This window comes from Fibrobacter sp. (assembly GCA_017503015.1).
Classification (GTDB): domain Bacteria; phylum Fibrobacterota; class Fibrobacteria; order Fibrobacterales; family Fibrobacteraceae; genus Fibrobacter.
Genome location: JAFVTX010000041.1, coordinates 44,511 through 69,190 on the forward strand (window position 1 = coordinate 44,511; position 24,680 = coordinate 69,190).

At 52.5% G+C, this 24,680-nt stretch carries 22 protein-coding genes, 1 tRNA gene and 2 pseudogenes; 12 read left to right on the forward strand and 13 right to left on the reverse strand.

Translation table 11 applies throughout. The features are described from left to right. Window positions 1-170: 170 nt before the first annotated feature. Window positions 171-1,304, forward strand: a complete 1,134-nt coding sequence (gene thiH, locus IKB43_07505) for a 2-iminoacetate synthase ThiH (protein ID MBR2469982.1) — start codon at window positions 171-173, stop codon at window positions 1,302-1,304. Between the two features lie 2 nt (window positions 1,305-1,306). Here thiH and IKB43_07510 read toward each other — a convergent pair. Both IKB43_07510 and IKB43_07515 read right to left on the reverse strand, forming a co-directional pair. Beyond that, window positions 1,307-2,097 (reverse strand): annotated as a pseudogene (locus tag IKB43_07510) (prepilin-type N-terminal cleavage/methylation domain-containing protein). Between the two features lie 50 nt (window positions 2,098-2,147). Continuing rightward, complete coding sequence (locus IKB43_07515; GenBank protein MBR2469983.1) at window positions 2,148-2,942, reverse strand: prepilin-type N-terminal cleavage/methylation domain-containing protein; 795 nt, start codon at window positions 2,940-2,942, stop codon at window positions 2,148-2,150. A gap of 130 nt (window positions 2,943-3,072) precedes the next feature. Between IKB43_07515 and thiE the strand changes: the two genes are divergently transcribed. Then, entirely contained in the window at window positions 3,073-3,699 is a 627-nt protein-coding gene (gene thiE, locus IKB43_07520) for a thiamine phosphate synthase (GenBank protein ID MBR2469984.1), read from the forward strand. 112 nt (window positions 3,700-3,811) lie between these two features. Here thiE and IKB43_07525 read toward each other — a convergent pair whose 3' ends face one another. Both IKB43_07525 and IKB43_07530 read right to left on the reverse strand, forming a co-directional pair. Beyond that, entirely contained in the window at window positions 3,812-4,225 is a 414-nt protein-coding gene (locus IKB43_07525) for a hypothetical protein (protein MBR2469985.1), read from the reverse strand. A 204-nt stretch (window positions 4,226-4,429) separates the two neighbouring features. Next, window positions 4,430-4,502 (reverse strand) — tRNA-Lys (locus IKB43_07530). 61 nt (window positions 4,503-4,563) lie between these two features. Between IKB43_07530 and IKB43_07535 the strand changes: the two genes are divergently transcribed. Both IKB43_07535 and IKB43_07540 read left to right on the forward strand, forming a co-directional pair. Further along, window positions 4,564-5,577: a hypothetical protein gene (locus IKB43_07535; protein ID MBR2469986.1), complete on the forward strand. Its 1,014-nt coding sequence runs from the start codon at window positions 4,564-4,566 to the stop codon at window positions 5,575-5,577. Window positions 5,578-5,588: 11 nt separating this feature from the next. Next, complete coding sequence (locus IKB43_07540) at window positions 5,589-6,332, forward strand: hypothetical protein (protein MBR2469987.1); 744 nt, start codon at window positions 5,589-5,591, stop codon at window positions 6,330-6,332. Window positions 6,333-6,437: 105 nt separating this feature from the next. Here IKB43_07540 and IKB43_07545 read toward each other — a convergent pair whose 3' ends face one another. From IKB43_07545 to IKB43_07560, 4 genes are all read right to left on the reverse strand, one after another. Next, window positions 6,438-7,664 carry a beta-ketoacyl-ACP synthase gene (locus tag IKB43_07545; GenBank protein MBR2469988.1) on the reverse strand — a complete coding sequence of 409 codons (1,227 nt, stop codon included), beginning with the start codon at window positions 7,662-7,664 and terminating at the stop codon, window positions 6,438-6,440. Further along, the gene (fabG, locus tag IKB43_07550; protein MBR2469989.1) at window positions 7,661-8,389 is read right to left on the reverse strand and encodes a 3-oxoacyl-ACP reductase FabG; all 729 of its coding nucleotides are present in this window, start codon (window positions 8,387-8,389) and stop codon (window positions 7,661-7,663) included. The genes IKB43_07545 and fabG overlap by 4 nt, the downstream gene beginning before the upstream one ends. Window positions 8,390-8,465: 76 nt before the next feature. Then, window positions 8,466-10,823: an MMPL family transporter gene (locus tag IKB43_07555; protein ID MBR2469990.1), complete on the reverse strand. Its 2,358-nt coding sequence runs from the start codon at window positions 10,821-10,823 to the stop codon at window positions 8,466-8,468. 18 nt (window positions 10,824-10,841) lie between these two features. Further along, on the reverse strand, window positions 10,842-11,480 hold the full coding sequence (locus tag IKB43_07560; GenBank protein MBR2469991.1) for an outer membrane lipoprotein carrier protein LolA: 639 nt from the start codon (window positions 11,478-11,480) through the stop codon (window positions 10,842-10,844). Between the two features lie 71 nt (window positions 11,481-11,551). Here IKB43_07560 and IKB43_07565 point away from each other — a divergent pair, with 71 nt between their 5' ends. The 3 genes from IKB43_07565 to mqnE are packed head-to-tail and all read left to right on the forward strand — an operon-like array spanning window position 11,552 to window position 14,081. Next, window positions 11,552-12,388: a 1-acyl-sn-glycerol-3-phosphate acyltransferase gene (locus IKB43_07565; protein ID MBR2469992.1), complete on the forward strand. Its 837-nt coding sequence runs from the start codon at window positions 11,552-11,554 to the stop codon at window positions 12,386-12,388. Beyond that, entirely contained in the window at window positions 12,385-12,993 is a 609-nt protein-coding gene (gene ruvA / locus IKB43_07570; protein MBR2469993.1) for a Holliday junction branch migration protein RuvA, read from the forward strand. The genes IKB43_07565 and ruvA overlap by 4 nt, the downstream gene beginning before the upstream one ends. A 47-nt stretch (window positions 12,994-13,040) precedes the next feature. Continuing rightward, on the forward strand, window positions 13,041-14,081 hold the full coding sequence (mqnE, locus tag IKB43_07575; protein MBR2469994.1) for an aminofutalosine synthase MqnE: 1,041 nt from the start codon (window positions 13,041-13,043) through the stop codon (window positions 14,079-14,081). Window positions 14,082-14,150: 69 nt separating this feature from the next. Here the strand turns inward: mqnE and IKB43_07580 are convergent, their stop codons facing one another. Further along, window positions 14,151-14,783 carry a hypothetical protein gene (locus IKB43_07580; protein MBR2469995.1) on the reverse strand — a complete coding sequence of 211 codons (633 nt, stop codon included), beginning with the start codon at window positions 14,781-14,783 and terminating at the stop codon, window positions 14,151-14,153. 310 nt (window positions 14,784-15,093) lie between these two features. On the opposite strand from IKB43_07580, the gene IKB43_07585 reads away from it, so the two are divergent. Beyond that, window positions 15,094-16,293 carry an ATP-binding protein gene (locus tag IKB43_07585; GenBank protein MBR2469996.1) on the forward strand — a complete coding sequence of 400 codons (1,200 nt, stop codon included), beginning with the start codon at window positions 15,094-15,096 and terminating at the stop codon, window positions 16,291-16,293. Window positions 16,294-16,497: 204 nt separating this feature from the next. Here IKB43_07585 and IKB43_07590 read toward each other — a convergent pair whose 3' ends face one another. Both IKB43_07590 and IKB43_07595 read right to left on the reverse strand, forming a co-directional pair. Continuing rightward, window positions 16,498-17,331, reverse strand: a complete 834-nt coding sequence (locus IKB43_07590) for a fibrobacter succinogenes major paralogous domain-containing protein (protein MBR2469997.1) — start codon at window positions 17,329-17,331, stop codon at window positions 16,498-16,500. A gap of 297 nt (window positions 17,332-17,628) precedes the next feature. After that, a complete protein-coding gene (locus tag IKB43_07595) occupies window positions 17,629-18,846 on the reverse strand; it encodes a fibrobacter succinogenes major paralogous domain-containing protein (protein ID MBR2469998.1) in 1,218 nt (405 codons plus the stop codon). A 357-nt stretch (window positions 18,847-19,203) separates the two neighbouring features. Here IKB43_07595 and IKB43_07600 point away from each other — a divergent pair, with 357 nt between their 5' ends. Both IKB43_07600 and IKB43_07605 read left to right on the forward strand, forming a co-directional pair. Next, window positions 19,204-19,371, forward strand: a complete 168-nt coding sequence (locus IKB43_07600; GenBank protein ID MBR2469999.1) for a hypothetical protein — start codon at window positions 19,204-19,206, stop codon at window positions 19,369-19,371. Then, window positions 19,371-19,979: an N-acetyltransferase gene (locus tag IKB43_07605; protein MBR2470000.1), complete on the forward strand. Its 609-nt coding sequence runs from the start codon at window positions 19,371-19,373 to the stop codon at window positions 19,977-19,979. Before IKB43_07600 ends, IKB43_07605 begins: the two co-directional genes overlap by 1 nt. Before the next feature lie 42 nt (window positions 19,980-20,021). Here the strand turns inward: IKB43_07605 and IKB43_07610 are convergent, their stop codons facing one another. After that, entirely contained in the window at window positions 20,022-20,726 is a 705-nt protein-coding gene (locus tag IKB43_07610) for a fibrobacter succinogenes major paralogous domain-containing protein (protein MBR2470001.1), read from the reverse strand. Window positions 20,727-20,981: 255 nt separating this feature from the next. Next, a pseudogene (locus tag IKB43_07615) lies at window positions 20,982-21,245 on the reverse strand (hypothetical protein). 667 nt (window positions 21,246-21,912) lie between these two features. Between IKB43_07615 and IKB43_07620 the strand changes: the two are divergent. Continuing rightward, window positions 21,913-22,731 carry a TIGR02147 family protein gene (locus IKB43_07620; GenBank protein MBR2470002.1) on the forward strand — a complete coding sequence of 273 codons (819 nt, stop codon included), beginning with the start codon at window positions 21,913-21,915 and terminating at the stop codon, window positions 22,729-22,731. Further along, the gene (locus IKB43_07625) at window positions 22,728-24,518 is read left to right on the forward strand and encodes a hypothetical protein (protein MBR2470003.1); all 1,791 of its coding nucleotides are present in this window, start codon (window positions 22,728-22,730) and stop codon (window positions 24,516-24,518) included. Before IKB43_07620 ends, IKB43_07625 begins: the two co-directional genes overlap by 4 nt. Window positions 24,519-24,680 lie beyond the last annotated feature (162 nt).

Below are 24,680 nucleotides of genomic sequence, written 5' to 3' on the forward strand. Positions count from 1 at the left end.
AAATGGAGATGCCCGTCACGGGCATGACTGCGTCCAAAATGGAAAGCGAAAAAAAAGACAATAACTACCTGTTTGATTCCGGGAACCTTTCGGAAGGCGCTCTCGCGAAAAAGCACCGCATTGAAAACGACCCCAGCGCCCGCACTAATATAATGGACTATTTGCCCGGCATGGAAATCATCCAGTCGGACATTGCCGACAAGGTACTTGCCGAATCCGAAAACTACGATTACTCCAAATACACCGGCAAGGACGTAAAGCGCGCCCTGGAACACGAACGCTGCACCTTGGAAGATTTTAAGGCTTTGCTCTCCCCTGCTGCCGCTCCGTATTTGGAACAGATGGCCGCCAAGGCAAAAATCGAGACCAGCAAGCACTTCGGCAACAACGTCTATTTCTTCACGCCGCTCTACATCGCGAACTACTGCGAGAACTACTGCGTCTATTGCGGGTTCAACTGCTACAACCATATCAAGCGCATGCAACTCACCATGGAGCAGATCGAGCACGAGATGAAGGTCATCGCCGACAGCGGCATGGAAGAAATCCTGATTCTCACCGGCGAAAGCCGCGCGAAAAGCAGTGTGGAATACATCGGTGAAGCCTGCAAGCTAGCCCGCAAGTATTTCCGCATGGTGGGCGTAGAAGTCTACCCGGTCAATGTGGACGAATACCGCTACCTGCACGAATGCGGCGTGGACTACGTGACTGTCTTCCAGGAAACCTACGACAAGGTGCGTTTTGAACAACTTCACCTGCTAGGCCACAAGCGCGTATTCCCCTACCGTTTCGATTCCCAGGAACGAGCACTAATGGCCGGCATGCGAGGAGTGGCATTCTCCGCACTTCTTGGACTTTCGGACTTCCGTCGCGATGCGCTTGCCTCGGCACTCCATGTGTATTTCTTACAAAAGAAATATCCGCATGCCGAAATGAGCTTAAGCTGCCCGAGACTGCGCCCCATCATCAATAACGACAAGATTGACCCGCTGGATGTTCACGAAAAAGAACTCTGCCAGGTGCTTTGCGCCTATCGTATCTTCTTGCCGTACGTGGGCATTACGGTCTCGAGCCGCGAAAGTAAGGAATTCCGCAACGGCATCGTGAAGATTGCGGCGACTAAAGTTTCTGCTGGGGTTTCTACCGGAATTGGCGACCACGAAAGCAAGTACAGCGGTCACGATGACGGGGAAGGTGGCGACGAACAGTTCGAAATCAACGACGGTCGCAGTTTTAACGCCATGTACTCTGACATCTCGGGCGAAGGCTTACAGCCTGTGCTGAACGATTACCTTTACGTGTAGGTCTACTTTTTCTTGCCGCCGTTACAGCCGGCATCGCCCAGAGTAGAAAAGCATACACCATGCTTACTATAGAAGGCGTAGTTGTAATTTTTGCCGTTAGGAAGCAAGTACACCTCTAGCGAACCACCGGGATGATTTACACCACTCCACCGGACACTAACAGTGTAGCGGGTGTTCTCGTCTTTTTCGCCCTTATTTAAGGCCTCACTGATAAACATGGGCTTTTTAGGAGCTGTACGCCACCATTGTGCATCATTGTTGTTATGGTCATTCCAAGAAAAAGATGTATAGGTGTCGGTCTCTTTTTTGTAGTTGCCTGTAATTCTTCCAGCGATAATATCTGCAACGCCTTCAAACCCGGCTTCGTTCAATGCATTGTACCATGTTCCACTGGTACCGATTATTTCGCTGATGTTGTGTGTATTGTTTGCTTGGTTATGACTGTTCTGCACATTTATCGACAAACCATTGTGCAGTTCTATAACAAAAAGCGTCGCCCCTCTATTTGAAGAAAGTCCGTTTTTCATTGTCGTGGTTAGAGTAGTCATTTGGTCGCTGTTTTTTTCTTTACCGTTGTGGTTTTCGTCAGGGCATCTCCGTCTTCAACCAGAGCCCTGTTCAACGCATTTCTCAAGTAATAGAACTTTAACAAATCGATCTATTCGCGTGACCGTTCGATAATGCCAAAAATGTTAGGAATAGCGATACCCGCAAGCAAGCCCATAATCACGATGACAATCATGACCTCTATGTGGGTAAAGCCCCGCCTACAACGCTTTGCTTTCTTTTCCATATACCAAAACACTCTAGCCCAAAGATCCAACCCGTACCGAGCACCTAGCACTAGTCACATTTCTTGCTGAAGGATTTGCAAGCATTGTCACCTTCCGTCGAGAAACAAACTCCGTGTTCGGTCTTGAAGGCCTTATTGTTCATGTTTCCGCTACTGGGCAGCAGGGCCACCTCAACGGAACGGCTGCTTGCGTCTCCGCCAGACCATCTGAAGTTCATTGTCAGACGGTAATTTCCAGAGCAGTCACCCTGGTTCAATGCCTTGCTTATAAACATTGGACTCTTGGGGTATGTCCGCCAATTACTACCATCTTTTTTCGCATAATAACTTGTATTTGACTGGTCTAATTTGCTATAATCGGTTTTGTCAAGTCTTGACGCTACGATGTCGGCTACTCCTTCAAATCCTGCTTCCATCAAAGCATTGTACCAAGTACCCCCGTCACCTATAAGCTGACACATGTTGACGCTATTGTTTGCTTTTCCGTGAGACCCCTGTACATTGATGGATACGCCATTCTTGACTTCAATTACAAAAAGAGTTACGCCCTGAGTGCCTTTTAGATATTTGGTTAACGAGTCCTGATTGGCCTTATTGCCACTTGTATAGGCAGTGTTCATGAGAGCGTTCGCATCATCAACAAGCGCCCTGTTCAGCGCTTCTCTCAGATAAAACAGCTTTAGCCGGTCTATGTTTTCTCTAGACCGTTCTATCAAACCCATAATGTTCGGTACCGCAATACCCGCAAGCAAGCCCATTATCACGATGACAATCATGACTTCTATGAGGGTAAAGCCCCGCCTCTTATCGGTAGAATGCTTCCGCAATAATACACCTAAACACATACTCACCCAAAATATACTTAAAAAAACAGAAAATGGCGCATTCTCTGGCCAAAAAACTGATAGCATGCGATAGTCCAAATTGCACTATTAAGGGCGAAAAAGTACTTTTTTTTCTATTATTCTTGCTACAATGAAGCCACTCGACACCACCCTTTATTTCATTACCGACAGCACCTGTGTTGCAGAAAACCGGTTCTTACCTGTGGTGGAGGCCGCCTGCAGGGGCGGTGCCACCATCGTTCAGCTGCGGGAAAAAGACCGGAGTACCCGCGAATATATGGAACTAGCCCGTGCCACCCACGAAATCACCACCCGGTACGGAATTCCGCTGATTATAGACGACCGTGTGGATGTGGCCCTGGCTATCGGAGCCGAGGGTGTTCATGTAGGGCAATCCGACATGCCTGTCCGGGACGCCCGAAGGCTGATGGGGCCAGAAAGAATCGTCGGAGCCACCACCAAGACCGTGCCCCAGGCCCTGGAAGCCTTTGAACAAGGGGCCGATTACCTGGGCTGCGGCGCCATCTACCCCACCACAACCCACGTGAAAACCGTCATCACACCAGTAGAGACATTGAAGGAAATCGTAAAAGCCGTTCCCATCCCGGTGAATGCCATCGGCGGGCTCAACAAAGACAACATCTTCGTGCTGAAAGATTCGGGAATCGCAGGCATATGCGTCGTCTCCGCCATCATGAAGGCCGCCGATCCGGAGGCTGCCACCAGGGAACTCAAGCAGGCGGTCAAAGAGTTGTGAGTAGTGAGTAATGAGTTATGAGTTTTTATGATCGCGCCGAAGGCGCCAAATTACAGACTCAATACTGATAACTGACAACTCATTACTAATTCCGCATTCCACATTACACATTTCAGAACCCCAATACCGCTTCGGAAATCTCGTTGGCTTCGTCGGAGTAGTCGTCAGCCCGATCCGGGATAAACTCCCCCCAAGCTTCGCTGACACCGCAACCCACGCCTACCTCTACGGTAGACCACTTGAATACGGCAAACACCTTCGGGAACATTTCCAGCAGGCCGTCCAACACGTCTTCGGGAGGTTCGTCTTCCACCAGCATGTTGCCGTCCATGGCCAAAAGCTCCGTTTCCGGCAGTTCTTCGAAGCGACACTCGTATTCGTCAGACACGATGGGGTCCACGGAATACCAATCTCCCGAATCTTCGCTAGGGAGTTCCGCCTCCGGAAATTTTTCCATAAAGGCCTGCCACAGAAGGGCAAGGTCTGCCCCCTCGCCAATAAACCGGACTAAAACGCGACAATCCATTTCACCCTCCTTAACAACAAGAATATAAATAAAAAGCAGAGAAAAGATATGCTAGATGGCGGATCAGGTCCGCCATGACGAGATGGAATATCAGGCCGCCATGACGTTCATAACCAGGTTTACCATAACATTTAATTATGGTCAGTCGGGGGGGGGGGCTGAAAAAAAGAAAAACCGGTTCCGAAAACGAAACCGGCTTTTCACTGAGCTACGAAGGGCTCGAACCTTCGACCCACGCCTTAAAAGGGCGTTGCTCTACCAACTGAGCTAGTAGCCCGAGCGACCCAAATATAGAAACTTTTGCCTTTTTGTAAAGGCAAATTTTGTAAATTTAGCCTATGTTCAAGAAGATAAACTTCCAGGTGGTAGCGCTAGCTCTGCTTGCCACCGCGTTCGAGGCACAGGCCTACTTTTCGCAAGGCGATGCCGGTCAGGAAGTTTTCTCCTTCATGTCCACCTTCGACAGCCCCCGAAATGCGGCCCTTGAAAAATCCGCAGCTGCAGCACCATCCGCCGACCCGAGCATCGCCCAACTGAACCCGGCCGCTCTCCGGATGCCCGAAGGAAAGGAACGTACCGTCGGCATGCACTGGCAGACCGGCGAATTCTCCGAAAACCAGGGTTCCCTATACTACACCCGAGACTTCAAACGATTCCTGTACCAGATTTCGTACAACTGGCTGGACTACGGAACTATCGAAGGCTATGACGAATACGGCAACGAGACCGGCAAGGACTACAACCCCCTGAGCCAGCTGGTCACCGCCACGGTAGCATTTCCCATGAAGCATTTCCAGTTCGGCGCCACCCTCAAGTTCGCAAGCGACAGGCTCGCCGACGAAGAGGGTGACCGTACCGCCTTCGGGGCGGCCTTCGACTGGGGCATTTCCTGGCAATCCGAAAACAAGCTGTGGGGACTGGCACTTGTGGCCCGCGATTTCGGTTGCCTGCTGCGGGACTACGTGGACGACGGCGAAGACGAATACTACCCCATGGGGCAAGTGTTCGCCCTTTCCGGATTCATGCGCCCCAAGAGTCTCCCGAAGTTGACAGTCTTTGGCGAAACGAATTTTCCGCGGTATGCAGAGCCTCGCCTGAATATCGGCGCCGAGTACCTGCTGGGCAAGTACTTCGCCATACGGGGCGGTTTCACCCGGACATGGCTGGACCTGAAACGGGACGCCCTGGAGCTGATTCAAGACCGGAGCAGGCCCGACGAATCCAACGAGGCACGCTTCTTGAGCCTCGGCCTCGGCTACAGCATGGGCTTGTTCGCCCTAGACTACAGCTTTTCATACCTGGCCCAAGGGCTCGGGATGGAACACCGGGCCGGCCTGCGGTTTAATTTCTAGGGCTAAACGCTATGCGGCAGTTCGACGTTTTTGTCTGGGATTCGCCTGACATTACCGAGACAAAGCCGTCATTTACCGACCCGGCCCTGGGCTGGTTCTTTACGGACAATTTCAACGAAAGGCTGAACGAAAGCGACGCGGAATGGATCGTCTTTGCAAGCAGCGCCGTAACCATCGACCGAGAATTTTTGAACAGCCTGGCCGAAAACATCTCCGCATTCCCCATGGTGGACGCTTTCGCCCCGAGACTTCGATACGCCTCCATAGAAGACGGCGACAAGAAGTCCGTGAAATTCGTCGGCGGCTTTAGGCTCCACAAGTCCAGGGGAATCGAACCTATCGAAGAGGATGCACCCCTGCGGTATGTGGCCTGCCCAAGACCCGAAATTGCGGTCTTTTCCAGGCGGATAGTCCAGCGGACCGGGGCCTTCGATGCAAGCCTGCCTATTCCGGCACAGATTCTCGACTATGCCCTGAGGATGCACCACGCCGGCGGCAAGTGCTTTTCCGTCCCCTACCTGGTAGCCGGACTGCAAGGAATCCCGATGGCTTTTTCCAGCGAAAACAGGGAATGTCTCCCCCACATCGCCTACGCCCTTTCCAAGTCCCTCGGGATCAAGACCGCACGCTTTGTGACGGCCCACCCGTCGGTCATCGCAATCCTCTGGAAAAGCCGCAAGAGCCTAAGGGAAAAGCGGGACAAGGCCATACTCTTGAGCAAGCTTGCGCCGGAGACTTTACAGGAACTGTATTAATCCGGACGACGTCCAGACCATCAGTAAAAATATCCAGCGGATGCCCCAACAAGTGGGGCATGACGATGATGGAAAAACGACGGGGATTCCCGTCGCTAAAAGGATTTACACTTTCTTGAAAATGAGGGACGTGTTGATTCCGCCGAAGGCGAAGTTGTTGCTCATCACGTATTCCACATCCATCTCGCGACCGTCACCGACGATATAGTCCAGCGGGGCGCATTCCGGGTCCACGTTTTTCAGGTTCAGGTTGGGGCTGAACCAGCCCCGGTTCATCATGTGGATAGACGTCCAGGCCTCGATACCGCCACAAGCGCCCAGGGTATGCCCGATGTAGCTCTTGAGACTGCTGATGGGGGCGCTACGGCCCTTCAGGGCGTTGTAGGTGGCCCAGGTCTCGGCCCGGTCGCCATGCTTGGTGGCTGTTCCGTGACCGTTCACATAGCCGATGGCATCGGGAGTGATTCCCGCATCTTCCAAGGCCAGTTCCAGAGCCCGCTGCATAGTTTCTTGCTTGGGCTGGGTCAGGTGGTCGCCGTCGGTATTGTTACCGAAGCCCACCAGTTCCGCATAAATTTTTGCACCGCGGGCACGGGCATGCTCGTATTCCTCGAGAATCAAGGTGCCGCTTCCTTCGCCAATAACCAAGCCGTCGCGGTCCCGGTCATAGCTGGCGGGAGTGAGTTTGGGCGTATCGTTCTTGACGGACGTTGCAAAAAGCGTATCGAAAACGGCAGATTCCGTGGGGTCCAGCTCGTCGGCACCGCCTGCCACCATAGCGTCCTGCTTGCCGTACTTGATGGCCTCGTAGGCGTTACCGATGGCAAGGCTTCCGGAGGTGCAGGCCGTGTTGGTGGTAATCATGCGGCCCGTAAGCCCAAAGGTCACGCCGATGTTCACGGCGCAGGTCTGAGGCATGGACTTGATGTAGGTGGTAGCCGTAATTTTCGAACTGTCGTTGGTGACAATCATGGAGAAGAAATCTACCAAGGGCATCACGGAGCCCATGGAAGACCCGTAGGCCACGCCGACACGTCCGGAATGCAAGAAATCCTGGTCTTCCAGAAGCCCGGAACATTCCAGGGCCTTCTGGGCGCCCACCGTAGCCAGCAGTGCCACACGGCCCATACCGCGTACCTTGCGGCGGGGCATTTCAGGAAACTGGTAGTTCACCGGAACCGCCAGACGGGTGTTCATCTGCACGTACTTGTCCCATTCGTCCATGCGGACCACCTTGTTCTCCAGCTTTTTCAGGCTGTCGAAAATTTCGTCCATCTCGGAACCCAAGGCCGAAATGCAGGAACCTCCCGTAACAACAACCCTACGGGTCATGCGAGACCTCCGTTTACAGAAATCACCTGGCGGGTGATGTAGGCCGCCCCTTCCGAAAGCAGGAACACTGCCGTGGCGGCAACTTCGCTGGGCTTGCCCACCCGCTTCATGGGCACGGCCTGCAAGATAATGTCCAGGGGAGCGTCCTTGATCATTTCGGTCTCGATAACGCCCGGCGCGATGCTGTTCACCGTGATGTTTCGGCTGGCAAGTTCAGTGGCCAGGGCCTTGGTAGCCCCGATGATGCCCGCCTTGGAGGCGCTGTAGTTTACCTGGCCCCGGTTGCCGATAACGCCGGAAACCGAGGAGATGGTGATAATGCGGCCAATGCGCTTACGACACATGGGCATCACCAGAGGTTGAACCACATTGTAAAAACCGCCCAGGTTGGTATCCACCACCTTGTCCCAGGAATCCCCGCTCATGCCAGCAAAGGTCATGTCGGCACAAACGCCTGCATTAAGAATCAGACCGTAATAAGTTCCGTTTTCCTCAATATCTTTGGTCAATACTTCCCGGCACTGATCGCGGTCGGAAATGTCGAGCTGAAGCCCACGGATTTCTCCACCGGCAGCCTGGACCCTTTGTATAAGTTCATCGACCCTGGTCTTGCCCCTGTTGTAGCCCGCAACAACGGCATAACCTGCCTGGGCAACGGCTTCTGCAATGGCAGAACCGATTCCGCCACTAGCTCCGGTCACAAGAACCTGCTTCTTATCACTCATGGACACTCCTAAGCATTTCAATTATTCCACGCCAATTATAGAAAAAAAGAACCACGAACGCAATTGCCACAGCGACCTATTTACCCCTAGAACCCGCAAACGGAGACAGGATAAAATTGAAAAGAATTCCCAAGAACACGGAAAGGCCAAAAGTGGATACCGGCGAAAATCCGCTGAAAGAAAGGCTCCCGAAAGAGAGGATGGTGGTCAGGGCCGATAGCGCGATGGCAAGTACCGTCACGGCGCTCCCGCGCCCCTCCCTGAAAAACAGGGAGTAATCGATGCCTATACCGAGGGTAAGAATAATTCCCACCGTAGCAAAGAAATTGAAAGGTACACCCAGATAGCCGAACAGCGCCACCGCAAGGCAGGAGGCGCATACTGGAATCCGCATAATGGAACTCGCCCCGGCAAACCCGTAAATGAACAGCAGTACCGCAAACACCAGCACAAAGGCAACCCCAACTAGGGCAAGGGCGGTCAAAGAAAGCCGCGTCAGGTTCTCGTTAATCTGGTTTACCTTGTCCATAAAGTAGATGCCCTCACCTGCAAGGCCAGTAAGCTTGGCGGCGTCATGAACATGGAGAGGCATCACCGCACTGTAGTAGGAATCCCCTACGCGGCCAATCCAGAGGCTGTTCAGAAGTTTTTCGAAATTGGCGGGCAACCTGCCTTCGGGCTCAAGAACTTTCAGGCCCCGGGCCATCGAAGTGCGGAATGCCGAATCGGACCGGAGTCCAAGTTCCCTGTGCATCTCAGTGACAGTCAGGGAATCCATGGCCCGAGAAAGTATTTCGAAATTTCCTTGCTGAACCGAACGGGGCGGAACAAACCTGCTAATGGCAAGGTAGTTCTGCAGCACGCCGTCGGCACGTTCCCGCTCCAAGCGCTTGCAGAAGGCATGTTCCCGCTCCAGCACCTCCTGGACGGAGCTCCCCTTCACCAAGAAGTAACTGCCCGAAGAGCCGAAATCCAGAAGTTCCATGGAAAGCTTTTCCTGGGCAAGGCGCGCAGACGACATGGTGTAGAGGGACTTGAGGTCCGTACCCCACTGCACGCGGTAAATTCCTACGGCTGCGACGGCGACGACCAAAGCAGCCACCGCAAGCGACGCCCACTTTTTCGCTTTGAACACCCCAAGCCATTTTCCGTAACAATCCAAGACCTTTGAAACCATTCCAAGGGCGAAACCCGCAGGAGCGCGGGTCTTCGCGGCAGGCAGGGCCGCAAACAAAAGCGTAATGGTCAAGAAGGAGCTGGCAAGCCCCGCCATGGAGAAAACCGCCATCTGCCGGAGCAGCGGGAAGGGAGCGAAGGTGAGAGCCAAGTACGAAAGTTCCGTGGTCATGAATCCCAGGACAAGTCCCTTGAAAATCAGGCCACGTACACCGCCACCGTCCAGCCGTTCTTCCCGAATCTTCCAGCCCGTAAAGAAATGGATGGCGTAGTCGATGCTCACGCCGATGACGCTGGTCCCGAACACGAAGGTGAAAATATGGATAGAACCGAAAAGCGTCCAGGAGACCGACAGGGCCGAAACGATGGCGATACCAATGGAAAAAAGCGTTAGCGCCAGGGGTACGGCAGACCTGTAGGTGGAAAGGATCAGCAACAGGAGCAACACGATGGACACTCCCGAAATCACGGCCACTTCCAGCTGCGCCCGGGAAGAACTTTCGTAACTGTGGAACGGCACTCCTGTGGTTGCCACCACCAGGGCGGAATCCAACCCTTTCAGTTCCGAAATCTTCTGTTCAATAATCTGGAGGGCGCTACCGTCGCCACCGAAGGTGGATGCACCCGGAACAAGGCTTGCAGACCACATGACGTAGGTCCGTAGGGAATCCCGCAGCACAAGACGCTCATCCCGGAGTTCCACGTTCTTGCTCATGAAGGAGAGGTTTCCCAGAACATCCTCGAAGGCCTGGGCCGAAAGCAAGAAGGGGTCTTCGTCCAGGTTCTCGAGGCTTGCCATGGAAAAGCCTCCGTAGATTTTTTCCAGGGCGTTCTGCTTCAAGAAGGCTCCCCCACCCTGGCGAACGCGGTCCATAAACGCTTCGCTCTGCAATGCATAGCGATATTCCCTGGCGAAGGCACGGGCTTCGTCCATAGAGCTGTCCGACACCAGGTAGCTTACCTTTTCCAGCTGGCCATTCCCGCGCAGCGCCCGGTCGAATTCGTCTGCCGCCGCCTTCGCCTTTTCGAAATCGCTATGGCCCACAAGCACCGTCATCTGGCCCATGGTCCTGCGGGAAAGCTCGGCGTCGGCATCACCCAGACCCGCCGACACCTGCGAAGGCGGCAAAACGGAGAAAAGGTTTGAATCGATTTTCCAGGGGCTAGCGTTCAAGCCCAGCGCAATGATGGCGACATGCAAGATTCCCCAGAGGAGAATCCCCCACTTGTTCATCCGTTTTTTTTCGGGCTTATCCATGAAACTCCGCAGGCTCCATCAGCGCAACAGGGCGGATTCTTCGGGAGTGAGGGAGATGCCCCCTTCCACCTTGGAAAATTCGTAGAGGATGGGATTCCCGTCTCCGTCGGAGAGGGTCACCTTCTCCAGCCACTTGTGGCCCGAGAGCACCACCGACGAAATCTGCTTCTTGATGACGCTTTCCTTGGGAACAAGACCGATGGTCCAAAGTCCGTCCTTCCCCATCTCGAAGAAAATCTGGAATCGTTCTTCCAGCATTTTGCGGTTGCCCGAAAAAATTCCCTGAATGGTCTGGGAAACCTGGCCAAAAACCGCGTTGTCCTTCATGTTCATCTGGGAAACCGCCCCGGAGGCATTTTTCTGGAGCATCTTGTCGCGGGTGATGGCGGTAAGGCTCTGGAAGGGCTTTTCCATATTCCACAAGATGCCCAGGGTATCCGCGATGACGAAACTCCCCGTGGAGACAAAGTCCCGGTTGATTTTCTTGACGGTCCGCACCTGCCTGAAACTCCCCCGTAGGTATTTCTGCTGCTGCATGGCCGAAAGCACCTGGGCAAGTTCCTTGGAACGCTCCACCGTCAAAGGACTTGCAAAGACATCGGCAAACGCCACAGACGTTAGCGCAAGACACAGGAACATTGCCAAAAACAGTTTCATATGACTCAAATATAGCTTGTTTACCCAATTTTTTTTATCTTTCCGAATAGAAACGCTACATCGTGAGAGACATGACTTTTTTCCAACGAATAGCCTACGCCTGGCGGACATACGTGAAGTTACAGACCTTCTTCTTTTTCGGGTTGGGTAGTCTTGTCCAGGCCTCCGTGGTATTTCCGACACTTTTTCTCCTTTCCGGCTTTTCGCGGAAACGGTTCAGCCGGTGGGCCCGTTACGCCATCCACATCGCGCTCAAGATTCTCATCTGGCAGCTGGTGTTGCTGAGGGGTTCCAAATTCAAGGTGGAACACCGTGAACGCCTCAAGGGACTCCACTCCAAGATCATTATCGCCAACCACCCTTCCCTGCTAGACGTGGTGTTGCTGTTTTCCATCATCCCCAACGCCGACTGCATCGTGAAGGGGGCTCTCGGCAAGAACCGCTTTGTCTCCGGAATCGTAAATTCCATCTACATCCTCAATTCAGAATCCTTCGACCAGCAGATGATGGAAGTGAAACGCACCACAGACCAAGGGAACAACCTCATCATCTTCCCCGAAGGTACACGCTCCGAACCGGGCAAGCCGTGGGACTTCAAGAAGGGGGCGGCCAGGTTCGCCATCGGCTGCAAGCGCGACATCGTGCCCATCTACTTTGGCGGAAACGAGATTATCGGGCTTCGCAAGCACGACAAGCTGGTAAGCTACCACCCCAGAGAACAGTACCATTTCTACCTGGACGTGCTGGAAACCATTTCCGTAGAGCCCTACCTGGAAGGCCATCAGGGCGCACAGGTGGTGGCCCTCACCAAAGAGATGCAGCGCCGCCTGGAAGAACGTAGGGATTTGGACCCGGAATACCCACAGAGACTCATTGACCAACAGGCCGAATTGCAAGGTAAGACATGATTGAACAGATTCGCGGAAAACTGATACAGAAAAGCCCCACCTTCGTGGTGGTGGACGTGGCAGGCATCGGCTACGGAGTCAACATCTCCGCACGCACGGGCGGCATGCTCCCCGACGAAAACGCCGAGGTGCTCCTGTACACGAACCTGGTGGTCCGTGAAGATTCCATGACCCTCTTCGGATTTGCGGACCAGGCCGAAAAGGATTTGTTCCTGATGCTTCTGGACGTGAACGGCGTGGGTCCCAAGATGGCCCAGCGGATTCTGAGCGGAGTCTCCCCCGCCGACCTTTTGAACATGATTGCCAGCGACAACAAGAGCGCCCTAGGGAAAATCAAGGGCCTGGGCAAGAAGACTACCGAACAGATGGTGCTCACCCTCAAGGACCGTGCGGCCACCATGCTTCAGGCTCTCGGGAACGTGGAAGGTTCTGGCGTCACCGGCATGGGCGTACTCACTGGCGCCAAGATGGAGGCGGTGCTTGCGCTCCATACCCTGGGGGTCAAGGACCCTGCGGCAGAAAAGGCCGTGGCCAAGGCCTACGAGAACCTGGGCGACTCCGCCGACGCAGCCGCCCTCATCCCCGAAGCCCTGAAATATCTCTAATCATTGTCATTGCGAGCAACGCGAAGCAATCTCTAACTTGAATTAATATGTCCCGCATTACAGAAGCCGAAGCCCTAGACCTTTTCAACAACGCCCCCCTGAAGGAGCTGTGCGCCATGGCCTGCGCCGAAAAGGAACTCCGCCACGGGAAATCCGTCTATTGGGTCAACAACAGACAAATTAACTATACCAACGTCTGCGTTCTGCACTGCAAGTTCTGCGCCTTCTCCAAAATCAAGAAGGACAGCCCCACCGCCTACGACTGGGACTACGGCACCATCAGGGCAAAGGCCGCCGAGGCCATCGGCCAGGGAGCGCGGGAACTCCACATTGTAGGCGGTCTCCATCCGGACCACCCCTTCGACTACTACATCGACATGCTCTCGAAACTCCGCAAGGAATTCCCGAAGGTGAACCTGAAGGCCTTTACCGCCGTAGAAATCTGCCACTTCTCGAAAATTTCGGGCCAGAGCCCCGAACAGATCATGGCCACGCTGAAAAAGGCAGGCCTTGACGCCCTCCCCGGAGGCGGCGCCGAAATCCTGGTGCAAAGCGTCCGGGACCAAATCTGCCCGGGTAAAGAAACTGGCGAGGAATGGCTTTCTGTGCACAAAGCTGCACACAAGCTGGGAATCCCCACCAACGCCACCATGCTCTTTGGCCACGTCGAAAAGCCCGAAGACCGTATCGCCCACATGGGCATGCTGCGGACACTGCAAGACGAAACCCCCGGATTCTTCGCCTTCATCCCCCTGGTTTACCACCCGGAACACAACGCCCTCCACAAAATTGTCCCCGAGATTACAAGCGAAGAGGATATATTGCGGACCGTAGCAGTCTCCAGGCTGTTCCTGGACAACTTCCCGCATATCAAGGCCTACTGGATACAGATGGGAATCGAAACCGCCATGAAGGCCCTCCACGCCGGGGCATCCGACCTGGACGGCACCATCATGGAAGAAAAAATCACCCACGCCGCCGGAGCAAAAGTCCCCGTGGGAATGAGCCCTTCCCGCATGCGGGAACTGATTATTGGCGAAGGCCTCACCCCCGTCGAACGGGACGCCATGTACGAGACTTTCGGGTAGATGGCACTAGAAAACCCCGTGCAGAATTGCACAGGGCTTTCGTCGTTCTTAAGGAATAATTCTTTTAGATTACTTCTTCTGGAGCGGGGTATCCTTCAGGATTTCCTCGACCAGGTTCTTCATGTTTTCTTCCCAGTCGCCCTTGCCCATGGCGAAGCCGAGATGGACGCGGGCCTTGAGCGTGCCGCTCGCCACAACGGTCTTGCTGTCGGCGTTGGCAATGGAGTATTCGCCGGTGAACTGGAGGTAGCTCTTGGTTTCGGCGCTCATGGTGAGCGGGTTCATCTTGGTTTCGGAGAGGCGGGAAACTTCGAGGTTGCTCATGGAGATGATGAGACCAGAAACGCCGTCGAGAGCGTCAAACTTCGGGGAGGGAACGAGATAGTCCTTCTTGCCGAACTTGGTCGAGGTCATGGTGAAATCTGCCGCTTCCTTGGCCGTGAAATTGGCGGCGATGTCGGCCTGGCTCTTCAGTTCGCTGCCCATCTGCTGGGTGAACCAACCGGAGAAGTTGCTGGAGAAGTCCGGAAGGTCGTCGGCAACGTCGTCCTGGTTCTTCACGACCGGCTCGGTGTAGAAGACGGTCACTGCCGTTGCCGGCTCAGTCCAACTAGGGTCGATGTTCTTGAGACCAGCCTTGCCCCCGCAACCGATGAGAGAAAGTGAGACTGCACAGAGAAGAAGTGCAGCAATTTTTTTCATGATATTATCCTCCTGATGGGAAATTTCCAGAAAAACGACATTGTTTTCCTGGCGAGGCAATATAGGAAAAATTTGTTCCAAAAAAGAGATTTTTGTGCAATAAAAAAATTTTTTTCGAAATTTTCCGTCAAAAATTTTCTATATGACTCAATCTGAAACATATAGGAATTTTCCAAGATTTCATGACGAAAAAGGCAATCCAGGGGCCTTTCCAGTTCAAGAAATTGCAAAAACGATCCGGCCCATCTAGACAATTTCCCAAATTTTATATATTTTTATTTTTGGGAAATAGAAATTCGGGAGCCGACAAATGAAACTGATTGAAAGAACAGAGTATTTGGACACATTGAAAAATGTCAGGGGCACACCCGACATCAAGATAATAACCGGAATCCGTCGTTCCGGCAAATCAAAATTATTAGAATCCTTTGCAGAATGGATTGCAAAAAATGATAAAAAGGCAAACATCATCAAGATCAACTTCAACTTGACGAAGTTTGAAAAATTACAGAACTATTCCGCACTCGAAGAATATGCAGAACAGGCGTACAAGCCTAAAAAGACAAACTATCTGTTCATCGACGAAGTTCAACTTTGCGACTCGTTCGAAAAGGCATTGAACAGCCTACACGCCACGGAAAAATTCGACATCTATGTAACCGGCTCAAACGCATTCCTGCTTAGTAGCGATCTGGCAACGCTCTTTACGGGTAGAACTTTTGAGATACCCGTCTTCCCGTTTTCGTTTGCGGAATACACAAAATACTACAAGCCGAAAAAAATGGAAGACTCGTTCGAATCCTACCTTAAAGAAGGGGGGATGGCGGGTTCCTTCTTATACAAGACTGAAAGCGAAAAGTTCCGTTACGTGAACGAAGATGTTTTCAACACGTTGGTTATCCGCGACATCGTCAAAAAATACAAGATTCGGAACAAGGTCTTTCTTGAAAAACTGATTGACTTTTTGATGGACAATGTCGGCAACATCACCTCCATCCGAAATATCGCCAAGACAATCAGCACCACAGGCGACAAGACGAACCATAAAACCATAGGTTCTTACATCGATTATTTATGCAAGGCATTCGCCTTCTACAAAATCCGAAGATTCGACATTCGCGGAAAAAGATACTTGTCCACGGAAGACAAATACTACTTGAGCGACCATTCGTTCCGCTACGCAAGACTCGGGACCCGCAACATGGACTACGGCCACGTGTACGAAAACATGGTTGCCATGGAATTACTTCGAAGGGGTTACCAACTTTACGTCGGAGTCCTATACAAGAAAGAAATCGACTTTGTAGCAATGAAACATGACGAAAAGCTGTATATCCAGGTATCGGACAACATCTCGGACAAGAAGACTTTTGAAAGGGAAACTGCCCCGCTGCTCGGAATAAAAGACGCATACCCCAAAATGCTCATCGCGAGAACAAACCACGAAACGACCCAGTACGAAGGAATCAGAATCGTCGATGTCTCAAGATGGCTTCTTGGCATGGATTAGCCCCCAACGGATTAAGCCCTTCCTTGGGCGTTCCCCGGCCACGGGCCGGGTCGGGTGCTGCTCGCCTCTCGTCACCCCGGACCTGATCCGGGGTCGGCTCATCGAGCCGCTTACGCGTCTCGCCACAAAGGTGCGACGCCCCCTAACGCAGAAGCGGGTGTGAAGTGTGTAGTGTGGGATGTGGGTTGATTGTTTATCGGCGGGTTACTCAGAGTCCTTGACGCAACGAACAGAAAGCCCGTAGTTCTTGTAGTAGTTGTACAGGCTCGCATAGCCGATGCCGTAGTACAATCTCATGTAGTACGCGTAGTAGCTGAGGTACTCAGTAGAACTCCAGAAGTACGCGTAGTTGCCCTCGTAGTCGTAATCCCCATTGATGTCCCTGTAGCCGGCAGGAAGCGCCGAGAACCCGAAGGTATCTTCACCGTTGCCATCGTCGTACCAGCCTGTCACGGACTTGAGCTTGGAACCCGCCGTATTTGAAGACGTATATTCCGTAATGGAACCGTCAACGGCCACAATCAGGGCTTCCCATTCGCTTTGACTGGGCAAATGCCAGCCCTTGGGGCAGACGCCACGCACCAAGGTCGCTGAGCCCTCCGAAGCGACGCTACAAGTCTTGCCATAGCCGCAGCCCTTGCCGCTCGTGCTCCACTCACCCACGCTGTCCATGGCTGCAGCCCAGGTATAAAGACGACCGTAGGTTTCGCAGTCGCCTTCCGTAGTTCCGATTCCACCACACCAGCTGTTTTCCGTCTCGTAGTTCAAGTTCTCGGCCATCCACACCTCGGAATAGCCAGTGCCCGCGGGGGCGATGGTCACCGTCTTGTAAATCTGTCCATCACGTTCATCGATAAACTCGCCATAGTTAATGTCCGGATTCAAGTAATCCCAGGCGGTTTTGCTAGACCCCTCAACATCGCTCGAGGTGACTCTCGAAGAACTAGAGTTGCTGGACTTGGTCGATGTTCCTGCCGAAGAAGGATTGCCCTTGCTATCGCTCGACTTGTCACTCGATGAAGAGAAATCGCAGTCCATCTTCTCAATGAGGGTCCCGATGACCCAGCCGTTGTCGCCATCGCACACAGCCATGTTATGGTATTCCGTCAGATAGGTGGCGACACACTTCTGACTCTTGCCGCAGTCGTAATCCGACAGTTCCATGAATGTCTCGACGGTGTCAGGAATTCCACCACGGTTCCCGCCACTACCATTATCGCCACCCGCCGACGAAGAATCGTCGCAGGCGGAAAGGGCGAACCCGAGCACCCCCGCAAGGGCGCAGACCGTAAACTTTTTCGCGAATGTATTTTTCATAGCAAAACCTTTGGGTTATTACTCGGAGTCCTTGACGCAACGGACGGAGAAGCCGTTTTTCTTCCACTCGCCCCACAAAAGGGCGGAATCGTCGTCGTGTTGCAATCTCAAACAGTAGGATTTGTCGGTACCGTACACACTAGAAGACCAGAAGAACGTACCAATGCCCTTTGACCTAAAAAATTCTCCGATGTACATAAAGCCTGCAGGGAGGGCTGAGAAACCAGAGGCATTCGTTCCCGACGTAGAAGTCGAATATTCCTTCCACCCGTCCGCAGTCCTCAACTCTACACTAGCACCAAGGTAACTCCAGTAAGTAGTTCGGTCTTCAACGCCGCTCGCTATTGGTTCTACCAGTTTCTTCCACTCTTCCTTTGTAGGCAAATGCCAGCCTTTGGGACAAACGCCCTGCGTACCTTCGTTGCCAATGTCGCAATTGTAGTGATAGCCACAATTGACCTTATTCATTGCAACTTCCCAGGTGTACAGGCGACCGTACCTGGAGCAGTTCGCAGCAAACTCTTCTTCCGTCAAAATTCTTTTACTGATTTCATCAAGGGCACCGTCACCATAGCAGCCGCTCCATGCATACCTACCCAAGCTGGACACATCGCCCGGATCGTAATTCAAGTTCTGGGCCATCCATATCTGATCTCCGATTTTAACCGTCTTATAGACTTGTCCATCGCGTTCATCGGTAAACTCTCCATAGTCGATGCCCGGATTCAAGTAATCCCAAGCGCTTTTCATTTCTTCGCTAGACGAAGACACCTCCTTGCCCGCAGAGCTGCTTGACTTTGCGTCATTTCCAGATGTATTCGAATTGCTGGATTTGGTCGACGTTCCTGCCGAAGAAGGATTGTCCTTGCTGTCGCTGGAGTCGTCGGTCACTTCGGCGGGATCGTTGGACTTGCTATCGCTCGACTTGTCACTCGATGAAGAGAAATCGCAGTCCATCTTCTCGATGAGAGTCCCGATGACCCAGCCGTTGTTACCATCGCACACAGCCATGTCATGGTATTCCGTCAGGTAGGTGGCGACACACTTCTGACTCTTGCCGCAGTCGTAATCCGACAGTTCCATGAATGTCTCGACGGTGTCGGGAATACCCCCACGATTGCCACCGCTACCGCCCTCACCACCCGCCGACGACGAGTCGTCGCAGGCGGTCAGAGCGAACCCGAGCACCCCAGCAAGGGCGCAGACCACAAAACTTTTGGCAAATGAATTCTTCATAAAAAAAACCGTCGTAATGATTTACCCCTAAAAAATAATAAGGTGGCATGCATTATTCCACCCATAAACGCACCGAAAAAAACATTTTTCGTCGTATTTTTACCAAAAACTTTCTATATGACTCACTGCGAGACATATAGGAAAAAGGTGTCGTTGAAAAAACACAGCGAGCCTTCACAAAATTCATTTTTCTTCCATTTTGTCATTTTATGACACGCTAAAAATATATTTTTGCTCTAGCATGGTCAAAAGGCTTCATTTTCCTCAAATAAGCCAATTGACTCAAGTTTCACCACTTGCACCAGCACGAGGAAAAATGTATATTGACTATAGTTCAATTCAACAATGGAGGTCATCATGGCACTAGCAATCGCATCGGTACCGATACTGGCCGGCGAAGCGTCGGACAGGTTTGACCTCATGATGGAAGAAAGCGAAAAGCGTCGCGGTTCCATTGATTTTTCCAAGCAAATTGAACAGGCCAGAGACATTCTCTCCAAGGCCGACTTTAGAGAATTTAAGTAATGAACTTTCTCCAACAGAATTGCCGCTTTGGGTTCTACACTCAAGGCAAGGCCTCCCTATGCAAATCATTCAAGTGCGGGGACAACGACTTAGACGATTTCTTCACAAAAGACGCTTTTTTGCAGAGCGAAGAACTGCTTTGCAAGAATTATTGCTTTTCCCTTGTCGATGACCCGGCTCAACTGGTGGCGGTTTTTACGCTTTCCAATGACAGCATCAAGAAAATTCCCGGATCTCGCAAAAGAAAGATTGAGAAGAACATCCCCCGCGAAAAGATTTACAGCAGCTATCCGGCCGTCATGATTGGTAGACTCGGCATAAGCCTTGATTTTCAGAGCAAACATCTGGGGAGCGACGTCCTGAGTTTTATAAAGGCATGGTTCGTCGATCCACTTAACAAGACCGGTTGCCGGTTTCTGCTGGTAGATTCCTACAACAAGGAACGGAATCTCAAGTTCTATCAAAACAACGAGTTTAAATTCCTGTTCAGCACCGAAGAACAGGAAAGGGAATTTCGCGGTCTTGGTCCTGACAGGCCCTTGAACAGCCGTCTGATGTATTTCGATCTGATTGAATTGAAAAAGAAGCAGACAGGCAAAGCAGAATAAACATTCGCGTTAGGGAAAGCCTAGTGTGCTAGCCCCCCCCCCCTACTCTGAGTCCTTGATGCAGCGGACGGAGTAGGCGACATCCGTGAAAAGCCTTTCCTTGCCCATTCCATCGGATCCATAAGACAAATACTCAGGATGGGTAAAACTCAAACCGTCAGTTGAACCCGCGGTAGTATGGAAATAAGCGAGACCTCCGGCACTGCTGAATTCGCCGGAGCTGGTCCTGTAACCAGCAGGAATCCCTGAAAAACCGAAGGTGTCGGTGCCGATATATTTATTACCACGATATTCCCATCCCATCTGCGACTTGAGAGCCTTGCCTGCCGTTTTTTCGCCCGCTGCAATATACAAGATATAGAATTCATCATCATCACCTACACCTGCATATCTAGGCAAGTGCCAGCCTGAAGGACAAATGCCCCGCACTTTTTTAGTAGGCACGCCATCATCACAATTCACACCATTGCCATTATCACAGAGTGCAACGTAATCTATTGCCGCCGCCCAGGTGTAAAGGCGGCCCGCCACGTCGCAGTTCTCGGTTTTATTGTCGTAGCACCAACTGCGTTCCAACAGACTCGGTGTCTTGACGCTGTCAGCGTAGTTCAGGTTCTCCGCCATCCATATCTGGTCACCTATCTGCACCGTCCTGTAAACCTTGCCGTCGCGTTCATCGGTCATGGAGCCGTAAGTAATATCTGGATTAAAGTGGGCTTCCTTTGGCACATCCCAGTTCCAACTCATTAGAGAGACCCAACCATTTGCCGTGCAATAATACTTGTTAGTTTCGGTCACAACGCCATTTGTTCTCTGCCCCACTTCTGCGTTGGTGCACGTTTTGCCTTAAGTATCCATGTCAATTTCCTTGGCCTTTTCCCACGAACCATTTTTACAGACAACATAAGACGAAGAATCCTTCTTTCCGATAAATCCTTCCCTACTCGCATTGCATTCTGGCAACGCCTTTACCGTGTCCTTCACGCAACTCTTTATTTTGTTGTCGTTCCCGCCGCCATTTTTGCAGGTGGACTTTGCGGCGTTGAAGGCCTTTTCCACGCCCGCTTCGGATTCCATGTTATACATGGAGTAGGTCTTGGAGTTGGTCGTGCCGTCGGCATTCTTGATGGTAACGATAAGGTCCTTGCCGTCCGCCGTGTAGGTGTATTCGGCGTCGTCGCCAAAATCGTCCTTGCGCACAAAGTGCCACGTGCTGATGTCGGTCTTGACCATGGCGTCACAGACTCCCACCTCGGTGCAGGTCTCGTTCACGGTGATTTCGGGTTCAAGGATTTCGGTCGGCCGCGAGCTGCTGGACTTTGCGGAACTGCTTGATGTCGTAGCGTCGCTCGACGAGCCGTCCTTGTCGGTAGCCCTGGAGTCGCTGGAGCCGTCGGTGTCCTTGCTGCCCGACGACTTTGTAGAACTCGGCTTTGTCTGGTCGTAGGACTTGAACCACTTTTCGCCGTCGCATTCGTAGTTCTCTTCGAGTTCGGTCACGTAGACCTTCTCGCCGATGACATCCATGCTGCACTCGTAGGTTTCGAGTTCCGCCTTGTCAGCCACTTCGGCAGGGAGCCCCGTCCCTTTCGGCGAAGACGACCCGTCGTCCCCGCAACCGATAAATGCAACACCGAGCACCCCCACAAGGGCGCAGACCACAAAACTTTTGGCAAATGAATTCTTCATAAAAAACCGTCGTAATGATTTACCCCCTAAAAAATAACAAGGCGGCATGCAAAATTCCACCCATAAACGCACCGAAAAAAACATTTTTCGTCGTATTTTTACCGAAAATTTTCTATATGACTCACTGTGAGACATATAGGAAAAATTTCTGTGTCCGCACGACGAAATCTTCATTTTTACCGTTTTTTTCCCTTTCAAAAAATTTGAAAAAATCTGCCCAATTAGGTAAATTTGAAGAAGCCCTATGAAACCAATATCCGACTACAAAGATTATCGCCTTTATATCAGGGACTTCTACGAAGAGCGCAAGATGATGACCGGCCTGTCCTGGCGCGGCTTCAACAAGATGGCCGGATACGCCAGCACAAAGTTCTTGAAACTTGTCTGCGACGGGAAGTCGAAATTGAGCTGCGTCGGAGCCGCCCGCGTGTCAAGTGCCATGGGTCTTTCCAAGATCCAGACGTCCTATTTTTTGGCAATGATCACCTACTGCAACACTCCCGTAGAAAAGAAAAAGCAGGAAGCTCTTGAACTCATGGAATCCATAGCGAAGGACAACAAGGTCAGGATTGTAGAGGGCGACGCCTACGATTACTTCAAGAACTGGTGGAACCCCATCCTGAGGGAACTTGCGCCCAGGGTTGCCGTCGCTACGCCGTCAAAGTTGGCTCAATTATTCTACGAGAACGTAACTCCCGAGAACGTGAGGAACTCCCTTACCTTCATGGTGCAGGCGGGGTTCCTGAAAGAGCACAGAAACAGGTATGTGCAATCCGACAAGGCGATTCTGGGTTCTTCTGAAAAGATTCCAAAGGCAATCCGCAACATGCACAAACAAATGGCAAGGTTCGCGGAGAAGGCCATCGAGAATTTCCCGGTATCCGACCGCAACTTTTCGGGAATGACGGTTGCCGTAAACCGGGAGGCATACGAGCGGATTGTAAAGGAACTCGACATCTGCCGCAAGAAGATTGCCGAGATTGTTTCTGCCGCAGAAGATTACGACCGGATTTACAGGGTGAACTTGCAGTTGTTCCCGCTGACGAAAGAGATTGAAAAATGAAATGGTTTCCGAAAATCCTATCCATCACGTGTCTTGCGTTCCTGTTCTACACCGCTTGCAGCGATTCAGACAAGAAAATCGCCAACGGCTATACCGAAGAGCAAAACGCCACGAACCTGGATAGCGCCGCCTACGCAAGGCTGATGACGTGGGAACCCAAGGTCGCCCTGAGGCTCGTGGAAGTCAAGGACAAGGAACGGGGTTTGTCGTGGTTCGATGTCGATTTTACCACAGCCGCCAAGCCCTACTACGAGCATGCTAGCGAAACCATCGGCGAAGCCTGCACCGTGAACCTGTATGCCGAACAGAACGGCGTCCGCATAAACTTGACTCGCACCTACAAGAAGAACATCTATACGGAATTTTTGAATCGGGATTCGCTGGACGCTGTAGTGGAGGATCACCTGGACAATTCTTACGGCGACAGTGCCACAGCAAGTTGCCGGGCGGATTCTACGGCCTTCGCAGACTACTGTGCCGAAAACGGCGGGGCCGTGACGGACCTTTTCAAACTGGACCGTTGCAGCGTGCTTCACTTGACATGCGTCATGAAGTTCACGCCGAAAGTTGCCGCCGATGAATACTTGCAGGCTACGGCCAAGAGAATGAAGGATATCTGCATTGCCGAGTTCTACGCCCCGGGAGAAGACGCTGAAGCCGATTCCACGCTCCTTGTGGACAAGCGGGACGGTCAAGTGTACAGGACGGTAAAAATCGGCGAACAGGTGTGGATGGCGGAGAACCTGAACTACGCCTATCGGGCTTCTTCGGAAACCATGGATTCCCTCAGTTACTGCCCGGAAGGAAATCCCGCCAACTGCGAAAAATACGGGCGGCTCTATACATGGGCCGCGGCAGTGGGCTGCACCGAAGAGCCCTGCGATATCGGGCGCAATGTCCAGGGGATATGCCCAGAGGGCTGGCGCGTGCCGAACCTTGACGACTTCGAGATTCTCGAAGAAGAAATGGGCGGGCGCGACGTCGCCGGGAAAAAGGCGGCGGCAGAAGAGTTCATGGGAACGGACGATTACGGGTTTACGGCACTGTTCCCGGGTTATTCCGTTCAGCCGCCCGAAACGGAAAGGCAGGAAAAGTATTTCGGCTACGGGGCCTTCTTTATCATGACTTCGACGAACATACAGCATTGGAGACTCCTTTTCGGCGATACCAGCTCGATTGTCCAATTGGCTTCGCCATACGCATTCGAATCGCTCCGCTGCATAAAGGGCGCGGCGACGGATATTCCCTGGGGCGCCGTGGACCCTGCTCAGGTTGTCGCCGGGACCTTCACGGACGAGCGCGACGGGCGGACTTACGCCACCACGACGATAGGCTCGCAGACCTGGCTGGCCGAGAACCTGAAATACAAGGGGAATTTCACGAGTTACTGCTACGAAAACGACGACGAGAACTGCGAAAAATACGGCAGGATGTATTCTCCCGACGACGCCAAGACGGCCTGCCCAGAGGGTTGGCGGCTGCCGTCCGCCCAGGACTTTGTAGACCTGGAGGATAACACCGGGAAGGACATGACTGCTCTCAGGACGACCGAAGGCTGGGAAAGCGGAAACGGAAACGATCTTTACGGATTCAGCCTTTACCCGGCAGGACGCTACAGCATCATCGGGAACACCCCGGAATTCGTGCAAATGGGAGTGGCGGCCTACCTATGGACGGACACGGAAAGCGAATTCGGGACTCTCGTTTTTGACGGACTCAATATCGGTTACCCGACAACGTCCATGACATCGGGCAACTACCTGAATGTCCGATGCGTAATGGATTAAGGGGGAAGCCTCCCCCTCATCAAAGCCTTGCCCAACCATTGTCATGCCCGCTGTCATTCTGGAGCGAAGCGATAGAATCACGGGCACCTCCGACCCTAACCAGCATCACCATTAAGCAATAGGGCAAGTCTTTGCCTACCCCCTCTGCGGGGAGTCCCCCGC